The 17,913-nt window shown below is 32.9% G+C and carries 12 protein-coding genes and 1 tRNA gene; 3 read left to right on the plus strand and 10 right to left on the minus strand.

Translation table 11 applies throughout. The features are described from left to right. Window positions 1-2: 2 nt before the first annotated feature. The 7 genes from Q0770_RS01065 to Q0770_RS01095 all read right to left on the minus strand — a co-directional run bounded on the left by Q0770_RS01065 (window position 3) and on the right by Q0770_RS01095 (window position 12,738). Window positions 3-746, minus strand: a complete 744-nt coding sequence (locus Q0770_RS01065) for a head GIN domain-containing protein (RefSeq protein WP_299113138.1) — start codon at window positions 744-746, stop codon at window positions 3-5. 36 nt (window positions 747-782) lie between these two features. After that, complete coding sequence (locus tag Q0770_RS01070; RefSeq protein ID WP_299113140.1) at window positions 783-3,137, minus strand: ABC transporter permease; 2,355 nt, start codon at window positions 3,135-3,137, stop codon at window positions 783-785. Between the two features lie 163 nt (window positions 3,138-3,300). After that, window positions 3,301-5,748 (minus strand): ABC transporter permease, encoded by a 2,448-nt coding sequence (locus tag Q0770_RS01075; RefSeq protein WP_299113142.1) that lies wholly within the window; start codon window positions 5,746-5,748, stop codon window positions 3,301-3,303. A 29-nt stretch (window positions 5,749-5,777) separates the two neighbouring features. After that, the gene (locus Q0770_RS01080) at window positions 5,778-8,210 is read right to left on the minus strand and encodes an FtsX-like permease family protein (RefSeq protein ID WP_299113144.1); all 2,433 of its coding nucleotides are present in this window, start codon (window positions 8,208-8,210) and stop codon (window positions 5,778-5,780) included. Between the two features lie 27 nt (window positions 8,211-8,237). Beyond that, window positions 8,238-10,643, minus strand: coding sequence for an ABC transporter permease (locus Q0770_RS01085; RefSeq protein ID WP_299113146.1), 2,406 nt, complete (start codon window positions 10,641-10,643; stop codon window positions 8,238-8,240). A 132-nt stretch (window positions 10,644-10,775) separates the two neighbouring features. Next, window positions 10,776-11,453, minus strand: coding sequence for an ABC transporter ATP-binding protein (locus Q0770_RS01090; protein WP_073082207.1), 678 nt, complete (start codon window positions 11,451-11,453; stop codon window positions 10,776-10,778). Between the two features lie 34 nt (window positions 11,454-11,487). Continuing rightward, window positions 11,488-12,738 carry an efflux RND transporter periplasmic adaptor subunit gene (locus Q0770_RS01095; protein ID WP_299113149.1) on the minus strand — a complete coding sequence of 417 codons (1,251 nt, stop codon included), beginning with the start codon at window positions 12,736-12,738 and terminating at the stop codon, window positions 11,488-11,490. A 275-nt stretch (window positions 12,739-13,013) separates the two neighbouring features. Here Q0770_RS01095 and Q0770_RS01100 point away from each other — a divergent pair, with 275 nt between their 5' ends. The 3 genes from Q0770_RS01100 to Q0770_RS01110 all read left to right on the plus strand — a co-directional run bounded on the left by Q0770_RS01100 (window position 13,014) and on the right by Q0770_RS01110 (window position 16,520). Continuing rightward, the gene (locus Q0770_RS01100; protein WP_299113151.1) at window positions 13,014-14,366 is read left to right on the plus strand and encodes a sigma-54 dependent transcriptional regulator; all 1,353 of its coding nucleotides are present in this window, start codon (window positions 13,014-13,016) and stop codon (window positions 14,364-14,366) included. Beyond that, window positions 14,356-15,699, plus strand: a complete 1,344-nt coding sequence (locus Q0770_RS01105; protein WP_299113153.1) for a PAS domain-containing sensor histidine kinase — start codon at window positions 14,356-14,358, stop codon at window positions 15,697-15,699. Before Q0770_RS01100 ends, Q0770_RS01105 begins: the two co-directional genes overlap by 11 nt. Before the next feature lie 95 nt (window positions 15,700-15,794). After that, the gene (locus Q0770_RS01110; RefSeq protein ID WP_299113155.1) at window positions 15,795-16,520 is read left to right on the plus strand and encodes a DNA/RNA non-specific endonuclease; all 726 of its coding nucleotides are present in this window, start codon (window positions 15,795-15,797) and stop codon (window positions 16,518-16,520) included. A gap of 53 nt (window positions 16,521-16,573) precedes the next feature. Here Q0770_RS01110 and Q0770_RS01115 read toward each other — a convergent pair. The 3 genes from Q0770_RS01115 to Q0770_RS01125 all read right to left on the minus strand — a co-directional run bounded on the left by Q0770_RS01115 (window position 16,574) and on the right by Q0770_RS01125 (window position 17,908). Continuing rightward, window positions 16,574-16,646, minus strand: a tRNA-Met gene (locus Q0770_RS01115). A 106-nt stretch (window positions 16,647-16,752) separates the two neighbouring features. Next, window positions 16,753-17,595, minus strand: coding sequence for a Two component regulator three Y domain protein (locus tag Q0770_RS01120; protein ID WP_299113158.1), 843 nt, complete (start codon window positions 17,593-17,595; stop codon window positions 16,753-16,755). A 130-nt stretch (window positions 17,596-17,725) separates the two neighbouring features. Next, entirely contained in the window at window positions 17,726-17,908 is a 183-nt protein-coding gene (locus tag Q0770_RS01125; RefSeq protein WP_299113160.1) for a CPXCG motif-containing cysteine-rich protein, read from the minus strand. Window positions 17,909-17,913 lie beyond the last annotated feature (5 nt).

Raw genomic sequence — 17,913 nt, forward strand, 5'->3', positions numbered from 1 at the left:
AGTTAATCTATTTGACTAATCGTTGAAGCACCTATACTTAGTCCTCTGTCAATTTCTGGATTACCTTTATAGAACAATTCGGCTTCACCATAGGCTGTAAACTTGATACGTTCTGATGATCGCACAGTAAATTTTGCTTCTCCATATGCCTTTAGCTTTGAGGTATTATTATCTACTTCAACCAAGTTAATTTCACCTTCACCAAAAGCAGTTATCCATTGATGATTTATTTTTCCTTTATTAATTGTTAATTGACTTTCGCCGTAAATATCCGCATTCAAAATTTTAAAATTAACCTCATTAAAAGTCACCTGAGATTCGCCATAAATTTTGAGTTTAAACTCTTCAACATCTATTAAACTCTCACAAACAGTTCTTTGCTCACCGCGAAGTGATAGATTATCTATATTCTTGTAAGTCACTTTTATTGTTAACACCTTATCCTTATAAATTGGCACTTTCATTTTTATGCCATTCTTAACAATTTTCTTATGCTTAGTAGTCGTTTTCGCATCATCTAAATATACACGTAATGTACCTCCGTTAACTTCTATATTTACTTTATCATCAGATAGTGTGTTTTCAAGAATAGCTACTGAGTTCTCGTCTCCTTTTACAAAAGTCGTCTCGATATGAGGACTAATAATTACTTTATTAAAATCTGCTACTAATTTCTTTGTTTGCGCTGTAACTAATTGCATTAGTAACAAGCAAACTATGGTGATTATTTGTTTTAAATTTTTCATAATGATTTCGTTTTTTGATTTATAATAATGATATTTTTATTCAGTCTTTAAACTATCTACTGGGTTAGCAATTGCAGCTTTTATGGCCTGAAAACTCACAGTTACTAAAGCTATAATCACTGCTAAAATTCCAGCTACTAGAAACACTATCCAGTCAATTTCTATACGATAGGCGTAATCTTGAAGCCAACTATATGTTGCATACCAAGCGATTGGAACAGAAATTAAAATTGAAATTCCTACAAGCTTTAAAAAATCCTTGGATAGCAACTTTACAATACCTGACACACTAGCTCCTAATACTTTACGCACGCCTATTTCTTTACTTCGTTGTTCTGCAGTATAAGCAGCTAAACCAAACAGTCCTAAGCATGAAATGAGAATAGCTAGGATTGCAAAAATTTGAGATAACTCACCAACTAATTGTTCATTTTTAAATTTAGCATCAAAAGCTTCGTCAACAAAAGAATATTCAAACGGGTATGCTGGATTGTATGTTTTTAATACAGCTTCTATATCTGAAAGAGCTCTATCTATTGGTACACCTTCTTTGGTTTTAATAAACATATACCTAGCATACGGAGGGTAATTCATAAACATTACTGGGTCGCTAGAATCGAACATATCACCATAAACATAATCTTTAACTACACCTACAACTTCTAATGGTCCATCTCCTCGATTAATTATATTCCCGATAGGGTTTTCATTACCCATCATTTTAGCTAAAGATTGAGAAATCAATACGCTCGTACTATCAATCTCATAATTTTTATTAAAACCTCTTCCTTCGATGATTTCCATTCCTGTGGTTTCAAAAAAGCTTTCTGTTACGTTTCTGAAAGAAATTAAAACATCTTCAGTATCGGTTCCGCCTTTCCATGTAAAACCAGAACCATTATTGCCACCAGATAGTAATTGAGAATTACAAAGTGTAGCATTGTATACAGAACCTGTTCTTATTAATTCTTGTTGAATTACATCGAATTTTGGAATAAAATCCTCATCTATTTGCATCGACAATAATTGATTCTTATCATAACCTAGATCCCTATTTTTTGCATGCTGAATCTGCTGATAGACTAGTATCGTAAAAATTATAAATACTATAGAAATTGTAAACTGCCCTACAACTAACCCTTTTCTAATAAACGACGCTGAGCCTTCTGATACTTTAAGGCCTTTAAGTACTTGTACTGGTTTAAAGGATGATAAGTAAAATGCTGGGTAAAGACCTGCAAAAACACCGCAAATCACTGTAATACTTAGAAGCGCTAAAATATGTATAGGATTACTTAAACCTAAAGCTAAATCTTTCTCTATAATAAGGTTAAATTGTGGTAATAAAACAGCTAAGAAAAGTACACTTACAATAGCGGCAATAAAGGCTAACATTAAAGACTCAGAAATAAACTGTGTTACTAACCTACCTCTGCTAGACCCCATGGCTTTACGTACGCCAACTTCGTTGGCGCGTTTTTCACTTCGTGCAGTAGACAAATTCATAAAGTTGATACATGCAATGAGTAAAATGATAAATGCAATAATGGTAAATAAACGCACATAAGTAATGCGCCCACCAACAATTTCACCTCCATCAAATTTAGAGCGTAAATGCCAATCTTTTATCGAATGCAAAAAAGCATAGTCGGTTGTATTTTCTTCTTTCTTTACTATTAAAGTTCTTACTTGAGCATCAACAGTTTTAAAATTAGCTTCTGGCGCTAGTTTGACAAAGGTGTCCGAAAAGTTGTTCCCATAAAAAGTCATCCATTCTTCACCTTCTGCATAGCGCTCAAAAGGGGCTACCCAATCGAATGGAAAAGTGACATTCTTAGGTAAATTTTCTACTACGCCTGTAACTAAATAATTGTCTTTATTACTTACTTTAACAACTTTACCGATAGCCCTTTCTCCTTTTCCAAACAATTGTTCTGAAGTTTCTTGGGTAAGGACAATAGCTTCGGGATTAGTAAAAGCATTCTCTCGATTTCCTTCTATAAATTTTAAACTAAAAATATCTAAAAAGTCCTCATCAGCATAGCGCCCTCGTCTAGTAATAGAATTATCACCAAATGCAAACAAAATTTCTTGTAGGTTAGAACGTGTTGCCTTTTCTATTCCTGGAATCTCATTAAGCATGTCTTGTGCTAATGGTCCTGGAGTGGAGTAAAACGTGCGCCATTCACCTTCGTAATTCTGATTGGTTGGTACGTAAAACACTTGATCCTGATTTGGAAAACCCGTATTAAAACTTACCTCATCTTCAACCCAAAGAAAGATTAAACTGGCACAGGTAATACCTATAGCTAAACCAAAAATGTTTAAAAAGCTATATCCTTTATTCTTTAGTAAACTCCTTAATGCTATTTTTATATAATTGATTATCATAAGCGTTAATTTTTTAATTGATGTTTTAATTTCCAATTATATAGTCAAGATGATGCCAAAATCGCAATTAATTGATTTTCAATAATTTAAAATTATATTTAAAAACAAATGTGTCCGATTTTGATACACTTCTTGTTCAAAACCGAACACTTAAAATTTAGTTTTATTCAGACCTTAAAGAGTTTACAGGATTTGCATTAGCTGCACTTAATGTTTTGAAACTTATAACCAATAATGCAAAGAAAATCATCGCTGCACCACCAACTATAAATGCTATAAAACTGATGGATGTTTTATAGGTGAAATCTTGAAGCCAACTATATATGCCATACCATGCTAAAGGTGTAGCTATAACAAAAGCAATAGCAACAAGGATTAGGAACTCTTTACAAAGCAAGGTGTTGATTTGAAGCAACGATGCACCTAAAACTTTACGCACTCCTATTTCCTTGACACGACGGTTTGTTGTATAAATAACAAGACCCAACAAGCCAAGACAGCTAATTAAGATAGACAAGCCTGTTGACCAATTCAATAATTTTGAAATCTTCTTTTCTCGGTTGTAAAATGTTGCAATTGTTTCATCCATAAACTGAACACGATAGTCTTCCGTCTCTGTATATACAGATTTATATGCATCTTCAATTTTTGCCAATGTGGATTTTAAATTATCTGAAGATTGATTATGAAAAGAAACATGTATTGCCTGAAACTGACTAAATTGGGAACGATACCAATCACCTCTGAGTGCCATTGGTTTTATTTCAGATTTTAAAGAACGTTGATTAAAATCGGTCATAACGCCCACAATAGGTGTTTGCTCATCATTAACCGTCAATGTCTTACCTATAGCATCTTGTGGTGTATTGAAACCTAATTTCTTAAGCAATGTTTCATTTATTACCAACTCTCTTACTGTGTCGTTTCTATGCACTCTCCCAGCTAACAAGTCTAATTCAAATAAATTGGCATATTTAGTGTCACCAAATAGATATTGCATTTCAGACTTAATGATTTCTTCTCCATCTGTATACGTAATATTAGTCGTATTTGTAGAGTATGATGCCGGAGCATGACTCCCCACACTTACAAATTTTACCTCAGGAATAGCTCTTAACTTCTCAGCATAGAGTTCTTTTTTAGAGAGTTCTCTTTCACTTCGAGGTGAATAAACAGAAACTATAGCATCGGTCTTAAAACCCATATCCTTGTTCAATAAATAATTGATTTGTTTTCCTACCAGTAAAGTCCCTATGATAAAAACCTGGGCAATTGTAAATTGAAATACCGTTAAAAATTTTCTCAATCTTACTTTCTTTTCACCTGCTGCCATATGATTTTTCAGAACAGATACCGTATTAAATTTTGAAAGCACTAAGGCTGGATAAAACCCTGATAAAATTGTAACTACTAAAAGAAGAAGAAGAATACTCAATACGATTAACGGTGCTTTAAATAATTCGAAACTCAAATCTTCTGGAACAAAATCTGAAAACACATTAATCAACCATTTAGAAAGCGCAATTGATAGTAATGCAGAAAATAAAACTAACAAAAATGTTTCACCCATAAACTGACCAATCAACTGCTTTCTTGAGCTTCCCAGTGTTTTTCTTATCCCAATTTCCTTAGCGCGTTGCGATGCTTGTGCTGTATTTAGATTAATAAAATTAATACAGCCGAGCAATAATAAAAACAGTGCTACCAATGCCAAATTACTTAGTAAAGATTTGCTTGCTTGACCTTTAGACCAATCGTAAATACCATAGTCTTCATTAAAATGAATATCACTCAATGGTTGTAATTGAAATTCCCTAGACATCTCATACTTCTTATCATCTTCATCTGTATGCTCTAAGGCCAAATCGTCAAATCGCTTTTGAATTGAAGCCACGTTTGCAGATTCTGTTAGTTTTACAAATAACTGAGAATCGGAGTTGGTATTACCCCATTGTCGCTCTAGAAGCTCCCCTCTCCTATCGGTCTGTAAAAGAGTTTGATGAGAAACAAATTCCTCAAAAACAAAATCAGTACGGTTTTTAAAATTCTCAACAACTCCAGAAACAGTGATATTTATAGAATCGTTATAAACCAAAGTCTTACCTATTACATCTGCTGGAGCCGTATTTGGGAAATATTCTTTGGCACGAGTTTCAGTAAGGATTACATTATTTGGTTTATCTAAGACAGTAGATTTATCGCCAGCTAAAAACTTATAATCAAAAATATTAAAATAGGCTTCATCTGTATACATCACAAAATTAGGCCATTTAAACTCTGTGTTGTTTGCTCTATTCTCAACTTTTGAAGGTCTATTAATATAGAACTCAGTAATGATTTCAAAATTTGAGTTATCAGCTATAGCGTCCTTTAATGCTAATGTTACTCCAGAATTATGAAATGTCCCTTGCGGACTTTTAAAGTCTGATACAACTCTGTAAATACGGTCTCCATCTTTATGAAAATCATCAAATGTATAATCGTAATAAATCATAAGACCAATTACAAATGACGCACTTAAACCTATGGTAAGACCAATAACATTAATTAGCGAAAACACTTTGTGTTTCATGATATTTCGCCATGCTATTTTGAAATAATTTTTAATCATGATTTCTATTTTTTTGATTGATGAATAATTTACTCAGTCTTTAAACTCTTAACAGGATTTGCAATTGCCGCTTTAATAGCTTGAAAACTCAATGTAATTAGAGCTACTACTAATGCAACAAATCCAGTAGCTGCAAAAATTCCCCAAGTAAGATCTATTCTAAAAGCAAATTCCTGTAACCATTTGTTCATAAACCACCATGCAATTGGTGTTGCTATTATAAAAGCAATGATGACCAACCTCACAAAATCCTTAGATAGCATTTTTATAATATTAGCTACAGATGCACCCAATACTTTACGTATTCCAATTTCTTTTGTGCGTTGTTCTGCGATATATGTTGCCAATCCAAATAGCCCTAAACAAGCAATAATTATAGCAAGTATTGCAAAAGCCATTGCAACTGTACCAACCCGTCTTTCTTGTCTATACATATTATCAAAAGCCTCATCTAAAAATTGATAATTAAATGGCATGCCTGGAGCGACAGCTTTGTATTTATTTTCAATTGTAGATAGTAAACCACTAATGTCTGTAGTATTAAAACGGTATGCTGTTTCCCAACTGTTATTTTCTAATTGGAAACATAAGCCTCCAACATTTTCACGTAGAGATGCAAAATTGAAATTTTTAACTATCCCAATAATTACATGGGCTTGTGGGTTACCATTATCATCTGATGTATATAGTTTTTTCCCAATCGGGTTTTTAAAACCAGCTAATTTAACCGCTGTTTCATTCAAGATTATACCTGTTGAATCTGAACCAAAATCGCGAGAAAAATTTCGACCTAATTTTATTTCCATACCAATGGTTTCCAAATAATCATAATCTACATTCCAATACTGCATGTTGAATCCATTGGATTCTGTCATAACCGTTTCTGTAGAAAATGTTGTATCTGAGCGCGAAGAACCACCAACTGGTAAATAACCAGCAAATGATGCCGATTTCACTTCAGTTAATTGTTCAATTTCATTTTTTAGTGATTGCCTTGTTTCCTCTGATAAGCCAAAATTATTAACTACCAATACATGATCTTTATTAAATCCTAAATTAGAATTTTGAATATGATTGAGTTGTTTGTATATGACTATAGTGCCAACAATTAATATAATGGACGTTGCAAATTGAAACACGACCAAAAAATTTCTCAAAATATTTTTTTTATTACCCAAAGATAATTTGCCTTTTAAAACCTTAATAGGTTGAAATGAAGACAAAAAGAATGCTGGATACGTACCTGCTAAACCGCCAACTATAAAAGGTAATGCAAAAATGAAAATTAAAAATTTTGGACTCAACAAGGATGACATTAACATTTCTTTTCCTGAAACATTATTAAACCAACCTAAAGACAACCAAACAATCAATAAGCCCATAAAAAGAGCTAATATTGCTATTAAAGTTGACTCGGTTAAGAACTGGCCAATTAATGCTTTCTTTTCAGAGCCTAAAACTTTACGAATACCAACTTCTTTTGCTCTACCAGAAGATCTTGCTGTTGTAAGATTTATAAAATTTATACATGCAATCAACAGTATAAATAATGCAGCAGCAGAAAAAATATAGATGTACTGAATATTACCATTAGCACTTAATTCAATATTTCTAGATGAGTGTAGATGTATATCGGTAAGTGGCATTAAAGAATATTCTAATCTATTTCCGCTTGCTTCAAAATCATCCATACTAGAAATTTCCATCAATTTGGATGCTTGGGGAAGTACGTACTTATTAATAACCTCTTTAAAATTCTTATTAAAAGCTTTATAATCGGTACCTTCTGTTAATAGCACATACGTATGAAAATTATGACTTAAATAATTTCCAAAATCATAATCGACATTAGCCATGGAAAAAAAGAAATCGAAATTGAAATGTGAATTTTGAGGCATATTTTCAATAACCGCAGTTACCTCATATAATGTCCTTCCATCATCATCAGTTTCTAAAAATTGTCCTATTGCTAATTGTGGGCTGCCAAAATAACGATTAGCAGCTCTTTCTGTAATAACTACGGTGTTTGGGTTCTTAAGTGCAGTTTCTGTATCTCCTAGTATTGCGGGTAGTGTAAAGACCTTAAATAAGGTAGAGTCTGCATGAGTTACTGCACTTTGGTTAATATAGTCGTTTCCATTTTTTATTAATTTAGATCTTTGCGATGCATAAAGTCTTACAAAATTATCAACCTCTGGGTAATCATTCTTTAAAACTTCTCCTATTGGGTCTGAACTTACCGCCATACTCAATTCTGTACCTCCAAAAATGATATCCGAGTTTATACGATAAATACGATCTGTATTTTCATGGTAACGATCATAACTTATTTCATCAATCACAAACATAGAGATTATAATAAAACATCCTATACCTAATGATAATCCAATAATATTAATAGCTGTAAAGCCTTTATTTTTAATAAGGTTACGCCATGCAATTTTGAAATAATTTTTAATCATGATTTCTGTTTTTTTGATTGATGATGATTACTCTGTACGTAAAGATTTCACGGGATTAGATGTTGCTGCTTTTATAGCTTGAAAGCTTACTGTGATTAATGTGATTATAAGTGCTCCAATACAAGCAATCATAAACACATCCCATCCTAATGACGTGCGATATGGAAACTTTTGTAACCAACCACTCATAACATAATAAGCCAATGGAGAAGCTATAACTAGAGCTATGGTAACTAAAGTGATGAAATCTTTAGACAATAGAATCCACAACTGACTTATAGATGCACCTAACACTTTTCTAACACCTATTTCTTTAGTACGTTGCTCAGCTACAAAAGAAGCCAAACCAAATAACCCTAAACAGCTAATAAATATCGCCAATCCTGTAAATACCCTTGCTAAGCTAGCCACACGCTCTTCAGATCTGAATTTCTTCCCATATTCCTCATCTACAAACTGATAGTCGAATGGTACGTTAGGAAAATTTGCTTTAAAAGTGTTTTCAATTAATTCTAAATTCTTGCTTATACTGTTCTGAGGATTCAGTCTTAAGTTGTAGTAAGAAATATTTCCATATTTCTCAAATTCATACATAGCCTGTTTCACAGGTGTGTATGGTGATTGTACAATCATATCATCAATTACACCTATTATTTTCATTGGTGGTTCTGGGTTAGTATCATCTACATCAGAATCTCTAATATATTTTCCTATTGGATCTTGCAATCCCATATATTTAACAGCCGTTTTGTTTAGAATTACTGCATTAGAATCTGTTGCAAACTCTCTTGAAAAACCTCTACCTTCAATAAGTTTTAAACCTAAGGTTTCTACAAAATCATAATGCACAGATGTATATGCTAGATCTTCTTGAAAACCTTGTGGCTTACCATCCCAAGTATAACCACTTCTATTAGACCATATCTGTGTAGTTGGGCTACTCATAGCCGTCATATGTGTTGCTCCTCCAGATGTAATAAATTGTTGACGCATTATATCTTGCTTCCCAACAAACTCAGAACTCATAACTGGAATTTGAACTAAACCATTTTTATCATAACCTGTTGGTCTATCTTTACTAAACTGAATTTGATTCATTACAACCAGAGTCCCAATAATGAGTGCCACAGATATAGTAAATTGAGCAACTACTAAAACCTTGCGAGGTAAAGAAGAATAGCGACCAGCTTTAAATGTCCCTTTTAAAACTGCAACTGGATTAAATGATGATAAATATAACGCTGGATAACTTCCTGACAGGATTGCCGTTACAACAACAAATAACAATCCCATTAACCAGAAAAGCCCATTAGTCCATGGAAATAATATCTCTTTACTAGCTAAGTTATTGAATCCATTTAAAGAGATTAACACTATCCCTAAAGCAACTATAAATGCAAAAAAGACAATAAGAAATGACTCCGTTAAAAATTGAAAAATGAGCTGACCTCTTTGTGAGCCAATTGATTTACGGATTCCTACTTCAGTTGCACGTTTTTCTGAACGCGCAGTACTTAAATTAATAAAATTAATACACGCTAATAAAAGAATAAATATACCTATGATACCAAATAACCAAACATTTTCAATTCGTCCTCCAGATTGCACACCATTTTCCCAATCTCCTCTGAGATACCAATCTTTCATTGGAAAAAGAAAAATCTCAGGATTAAATTCTGCCTCTTCAGGTGAGTTTCTAATTTTAATATCACGGATTTTTGCTGAAACAACTTCCATAGTTGTATTATCATTAATCTGGGCAAACATCTGAAATGAATTATTCCCCCAACTATTCTCAGCATTTCTAACCCATTCTTCGGTAGCTACATAGAATTTCCATGGCATTAAATATTTAGCACCATTAAAAGAATTGTTCTCAGCTAAATCTTTATAGATAGCAGTTACTTTGGCCGGATTAGCATTATTAATTTTAACCAATTTCCCTAGTGGATCTTCTGAACCAAATAAAGCCTTTGCTGTTTCTTCAGAAAGCATTAATGAATTTGACTGCTTAAGACTTTCTTTATCTCCTTTAATTACATTCAGCTCTAACATCTCCACCGCTCCATCTTGAATATAATAACCTGATACATTAATATTTTTGTCTCCATAACTTATATATCTGGTAAAATTCCAAGATGACATAAGTAAATGCTTAAAATTATCACCAAATTCTTCGCGCATTGCAAACTCTAAAGGCCTAGGAATTGCAGGGCCTGTACCAATATTATCATTAGCAGATTCGTGCTGAAAAACTTGAGCTATAGTCGCTTTTTCTTTGAAAGAACTATCATAATTAAGTTCATCAAAAATCCAAAGCCCAATTAGTATTGTTGCTGCCATACCAATTGCCAAACCTGAAATATTTATAAAAGAATATACCTTGTTTTTGAGAAGGTTTCTAAACGCTATTTTGAAATAATTTTTAAGCATGCTTTCTAAGAATTACTGTTCGTTTTTTGATGAATTTGGTATCAACACTTCAGTATATTTTGGTTGATTGATTATTGATTGATGAATTATTATACTGAAGTGCCTTTACCTTGGTTGATTGGTACAGATGATTTATGCTAAAATATTCTCCGTCACTTTCTGACCGTCTAGCATTCTTATGATTCTATGACTATACTTTGCATCATGCTCACTATGTGTTACCATAATGATTGTTGTCCCTGCTTCGTTTAAATCTATAAGCAAATCCATAACTTCATTTCCATTGGTACTATCTAAATTACCCGTTGGCTCATCGGCTAAGATTAATTTTGGATTATTCACTACTGCTCTGGCCACGGCCACACGCTGTTGCTGACCACCTGATAATTGTTGAGGAAAATGATTACGACGGTGCATAATTTGCATTTTTTCTAGAACCTCTTCAACACGTTTTTTGCGTTCTGCAGGTTTTACTCCTGTGTAGATTAATGGTAATTCAACATTTTCGAAAACTGTAAGCTCATCAATGAGATTAAAACTCTGAAAAACAAAACCTACATTATGCTTTCTTAAATCTGATCGCTTACGCTCATTATAACCTGCGACTTCTTCGCCATTAAACTTAAAACTGCCACCATCAGGGTCATCTAGCAATCCTAAGATGTTAAGTAATGTAGACTTTCCACATCCAGAAGGCCCCATTATGGCAACAAATTCGCCTTGTTTAACTTCAAAAGACAGTTTGTTTAATGCAATAGTTTGGACTTCTTCCGTTCTATAAAATTTCTCTAAATCCGTAATCTGTATCATTATTCTTGTATTTAGTGTTCGTTAATTGATTGTTTTATTTTAAAATAAGTTCTTCGGTATCTCCAAAAGAATCGTAGCTCGATGTCACAACTTTATCTCCAGGATTAAGACCTTCTAATACTTCGTAATATTCTGTATTCTGACTTCCTAAACGGATGTTTACTTTATATGCAGTATCTCCATTTTCACTGACTTTAAAAATCCAGTTTCCGCCTGTTTTTTGGAAAAAGCCGCCTTTAGAGACTAACAAAGCTTCTTTTTCAGCACTTAATGCTACTCTAATCTGTAAATTTTGCCCACGACGAATACCTTCTGGAACTTCACCTTCAAAAGTCATATCCACTTGAAAACGCCCATTATTAACTTGAGTAAACACTTTCTTAATTGTTAAAGTATATAGCTTCCCATTGAGTGTAAATGTTCCTGCTTGTCCAGTATAAATTCTAGATATATAATGCTCGTCTATATCTACTCTTACTTTATAGCCTGTAGTAACATCGACTTGACCTAAACGCGTTCCTTTATTGATTGACTGACCTATCTCAGCATCCAAAGAGGTTAATTGTCCATCTATTGGAGCACGCACTACTAAATCTCCAACTTTCTTACGCATTAATTCTAAAGCACTTTGTGTTCTTGAGTAAGAACTTTTGGCTTGATTAATTTCTAATTTTGATGAGATAGAATCTTCAGAAAGCACTTGCTTAGCTAATTTCATACGTTCTTTCTGGTAATCGAAATTATTTTTAGAAGATTCATAATCTTGACGACCTATAGCGCCTTTATCATACAAACGTTGATTAAGATTATAAATACGCTCTGCTTCGATGAGGTTATTCTCTACATCTGTAAATTGGTTTTGTCTGTTAATAGTATTTTGTCTCGCTGCATTCTGAGAAATCTGCATTTGCGTTAAAAGGTTGTATACTGATGTCTCTTGATTAATTAAACTCAACTCTAAATCTGTATTAGACAACCTTAAGATTGGTTCGCCTTTTTTAAGTATGGCACCATCCTCTACAAACTTCTCTTCTACACGACCACCTTCAAGAGCATCTAAATAAATTGTTGTGATTGGTAACACAATTCCGTTTACTGGAATATTCTCTTGAAAAATAGACTTTGAGACTGTATTAATAGAAATACGTTCTTTCTCTACATTGAGTTTTGAACCCCCTGAAGTCTGAATAATCACATAAGCTATTAAAACAATTATTGCTATAATTCCACCAATAGTGAGGAGCTTTTGAGTTGAGAATTTTTTCTTTTCGATTGGTACGTCCATTTTTTGATTTTTAATTACGTTATAGATATAGTGAAGATGATGCCAAAAACGCAAATATTTAAAAATCAATATGTTATATTTTTATTTAAAATTAAAAGTGTCCGTTTTTGATACACTTTATGTCCGATAGTGTACACTCTTGCGACACTTTAAATTTTATTTTTTTAAGCAGTGCATAAGTTGTAATATTGTGAGAGAACCCTTCGGATTGGTTTAAAGACTCTTTTTAAACTTTAAACTAGCATCTGTAATAATTAAACCTTGATTATCGAGTAATGGTATTAAAAAACGCTTCGATATTAGTTATAGACGATGATGCAGATGTACTCACAGCATTACGTCTTCTATTAAAGCCATTGGTAAAACATGTAGTTACCGAGAAAAACCCCAATAATATAATTGCTCAAATTGAGAAATCTCATTACGATATTATTATTCTGGATATGAATTTTACTGCTATCGTAAACACAGGTAATGAAGGTATATTTTGGCTAAACAAGATTCAAAAATTAAAACCAGACACTTCAGTTATATTAATGACGGCTTATGCTGATATTGACTTAGCCATCCGAGGATTAAAAGAAGGTGCTTCAGATTTTTTAATGAAGCCCTGGAAGAATGAAAAAATTATCGAGACGATAAAAACAATCTTAAGCCAAAAGACGTCAAACAACAAAAAACAAAAGACTCTAAACTCTGATACTGTTGAAATCATTGGTGAAAGCGATGCTATGCAAGATGTCTTTGTAAAACTTAAAAAGGTAGCACCAACAGATGCTAATGTCTTAATTCTTGGCGAAAATGGCACCGGTAAAGATTTGATAGCAAGAGCGCTCCATGAGAATTCTAATAGAAAAGATAAACCCTTTATAAAAGTTGATGTTGGTGCTTTAACCTCCTCACTTTTTGAAAGTGAATTGTTTGGTTATAAAAAAGGCGCTTTTACAGATGCTCGTGAAGACCGTGAGGGGCGTTTTGAAGCCGCAAATGGTGGTACATTATTCTTAGACGAAATTGGGAATATTACTCTTGGTCAGCAAGTACGATTACTAACTGTTTTACAAAACAGACAAGTCACACCATTAGGCTCAAACGAGTCTATAGATATAGATATCCGACTGATTTGTGCAACTAATGTAGACCCTAAAACATTGGCTGATGAAAGTAAATTTAGAAAAGATTTAATTTACAGAATTAATACTGTAGATATTATTATTCCACCACTTAGGCAACGAGGAACTGATATTACTGAGCTATCTAGGCACTTTGTGTCTATGTATGCAGAAAAGTACAACAGGAACCCTTTTACCTTTGATACTGGATTTATTTCAAAATTAAAAAAGCATGATTTTCCAGGTAATGTTAGAGAGCTTCAGTATGTTTTGGAACGTGCAGTAATAATGACAGACGGTAATGTTTTAAAAATAGACGATTTGGTTTTTTCTTCTATTGAACGCTCAACGACTACAAAAAGCATTGAAACAAATAGCCTTAACCTTGATGACATTGAGAAAAATGCGATTCTAACTGTTTTAGAAAAACACAAAGGCAATGTTTCTAAGTCTGCTAAAGAGTTAGGCATTACTAGAGCAGCACTTTATAGACGACTTGAAAAATATGAACTATAAAGCATACATCTTTAGGCTCTTTTTTAGGATTATACTTATTGTGGGTTTAATTCTAGGGTTAATTTACACTATAAAGATTGACAAAAACACTTATGCCATTATACTTAGCATTAGTTTAGTCTATCTTCTAATAAACACTTACACGTTTACAAAACGCCGTTTTGTAGCTATGGACGATTTTTTTGAAGCCGTGAAATACCGAGATTTTTCTAGATGGTTCCCGGAAGATAGAGGCCCAAAAGACATTCGGTTTTTGTACACTGGCTTTAATGAGATTAACCGAACCATCAAAGAAATAAATTCTCAGAATCAAGCACAATATGTGTATTTGCAGAAGATTTTAGAAATGGTAGACATCGGTATTATTGCCTATAATCTTGAAACCGGTGATGTCCTTTGGAGTAATGATTCTTTTGGTGATATTTTGGATGTGCCGTCTTTTAAAAATATTCGTTTTGTAGAAAACAGAAAACCAGATTTATTCAATACCGTTTTTGAAACCTATCACCGTGAACCTAATTCAATTTCTATAGCACTTCAGAATGAAAATATTAAAATATTGATTTCTGACACTGTGTTTCAAGTTGATGATGATGCCTTTAAATTAATTGTCATTCAGAATATTGATGATACTTTAAATAAAAACGAATCGGAGTCTTGGAAAAAATTATTGAGTGTTATGACGCATGAAATTATGAATTCTATTGCTCCTATTTCATCCTTGGCAGATACGCTCCAACAAAATTTACAGCTAGCTCTTGAGCAACCTGAAGAATCTCAACTCGAATTAGAAGACATCAATTCTGGTATAAAAACCATAAAAAATCGTAGCGAAGGATTACTAAAATTTGCAAAAACATATCGCAGTTTGAGTAAAGTCACGCAACTTAACTTACAACGGGTTAGAGTCAGTGAATTGTTTAATAATATCCAACTCTTAATGGAGCCTTCTATAAAGGCAAAAGATATTGATGTAGACTTTAAAATTTCTGGCCCAAAATTAGAATTAGATATAGATACACATCTTATAGAGCAAGTATTAATCAATCTTCTTTTAAATGCCGTTGATGCATGCAAAAACAAAGACAATGCAGAAATCAGGGTTGAAGCTTCACAAAATTCTAATAGAGATATTGTCATAAAAGTTTATGACAATGGTTCTGGAATCCCACAAAATATCTTAGAAAATATTTTTGTACCATTCTTTACCAGTAAAACTACCGGTAGTGGTATTGGATTAAGTCTTTGCAAACAAATTATGCTTCTGCACAAGGGGCGTATCATGGTAAAAAGCATTGAAGGGCAAGGCACCGTCTTTAGTTTGGTTTTTTAATTATTTGTCGCCCTTTCTCAAAGTCAAATATTTTGACTACATTTAGCTATAGCTCTGATAGCTAACATTTTAAACCGAATTTTTAAACCAAGTTTATGAACCATCTTTCTAATCTCAAAAGAGAAACAAGGTATGGTCTACCAACAGCAGACCAGATATTATTTAATCGTTTTTATGTTATAGGTTACTCCTATTATTTTAGACAAGCCAAATGGGCTTTAGAAATTATAGACCCAGACAAAACCGATGTCAGTCGTTTGGATAATTTTAGGCCAGATTATAGAATTCCGGAGCGTTTTAGAGCAGATTTAGATGTTTACGAAGGCTCGGGTTACGATAGAGGTCATTTGGTTTCTAGTGCTAATCAGATAGAGGTAGATATTCAAAACAGTGAGACCTTTTTACTCTCAAACATGGCCCCTCAAAGACCCATGTTTAATAGAGGCATTTGGAAACGTTTAGAAACTGCTGTACGAGATTTAAATAGTCTTAAAAAAGTATTTGAAACCTATGTAATTTCTGGTCCTTTATTCTTTTTTGATGAAGAAATTGAAATGATAGGTGATGACGACGAAAACATAAAAGTATCACTACCTATTCCACATGCATTTTTTAAATCTATCCTTGTTGAAAATAATACTGGAACAATAAACATGTGGTCCTTTATTATCCCTAATAAAATTACAAGTGAACCTCTTGAAAATTTTCTCGTTGAAACCTCTAAGGTCGAAAAAATATCAGGGCTTCTACTTTGGGACACTTTGGTTGGCACCAAGATGAATCGTGAAAAGAACAAAATCCGAAAAATGTGGAAACATTAGTTCTAAGTCTTGGAAATAAAAAAAGCCTCACATTTCTGTGAAGCTTTATCTAGTAGCGGGAACTGGACTCGAACCAGTGACCTTCGGGTTATGAGCCCGACGAGCTACCTACTGCTCTATCCCGCGATATTGGATGGCAAAGATAATACTTTTTTTAGATTATAAAAGAACTATCAAAAAAATAACCTTCAATTTTTATTGAAGGTTATCTCTACTTTATTAAAGCTAAATTTTAGTTGTCGTCAACTTCTTCATCTAGAGTCACTAACTCTCCTTTAGTGTTATCTACATCAATTTCAAATGTTATAATATTTGGCATTTTTAATTGTAAATTGGCATAATTACCTGTAAAATTATTATTACCAAGTAATAAGGTATTGAGGTTCCCTAATCTAGCTATACTAGATGGTAATTGGCCATAAAAACTATTGTTAGATAGGATTAACTCTTCTAAATTAGACAATTCTCCAATGTTACTAGGAACTGTTCCAAATAATTTATTATCAAAAACACTTAGAATTTTAAGCTTGTCTAAATTTGAAATTTCAGAAGGTAATTTCCCAGTAAATAAATTACTGCTTAAACCTAAATTTTCAATTTTATTTAATTTACCAATAGCACTTGGTATCTCACCTGTAAAACTATTATTATATATCTCTAAAACTTTTAAGTTTTGCATTTTACCTATCTCTTCGGATAATTCTCCTACAAAATTATTAGAGAATAATTTTAAAGTCTCTAATTGATGTAAGGCAAAAACTTCTGAAGGTAATTCCCCAACTAAACTATTAAATGATAAATCTAAAACTCTTAAAGTGCTTAGCTCTTTTATACTAGTTGGTAAAGTACCGTTAAGGTTATTGAATGCTAATTTTAATTCTGTGATTTGCTCCTTTTCTATTGTGACACCGTGCCAAGTAGAAACTGGTTTTGATAAATCCCAAGAGTTTTTCCAATTATCACCATCAGTGAAATTGTACAAATCTATAAGGGCATCTTTCTGGATTTCAGATATATCTGCATGGGAGAATGCAGTTAATAATAGGCATACTATTAGTGAGTAAAACGTTTTCATATTTGAGCGATTTGGGCGAGGGAACCGTTTTAACTACATCAAATATAAATTTTTATTCGATATTACCGATAAAACAAAGTGTTTTTTCGATGAAATGCACTATTTAAGAAAATTGCCTATATAAAAAAGATTATTGTTCTATGCTAGATGGGCTAATTTCTTGTACTGAGGTACCATCTGATATGACATGTATTTGAATAGGATTACAACAGACTTCACAATCTTCAATATAGATTTGCTGGGTTTGAGACACATCTATAAGCATAGAAATTTGCTCCCAACAATACGGACATTGAAAAAAATGTTCTTCCATAATAT

This window comes from uncultured Winogradskyella sp., from assembly GCF_947501905.1.
GTDB lineage: Bacteria > Bacteroidota > Bacteroidia > Flavobacteriales > Flavobacteriaceae > Winogradskyella.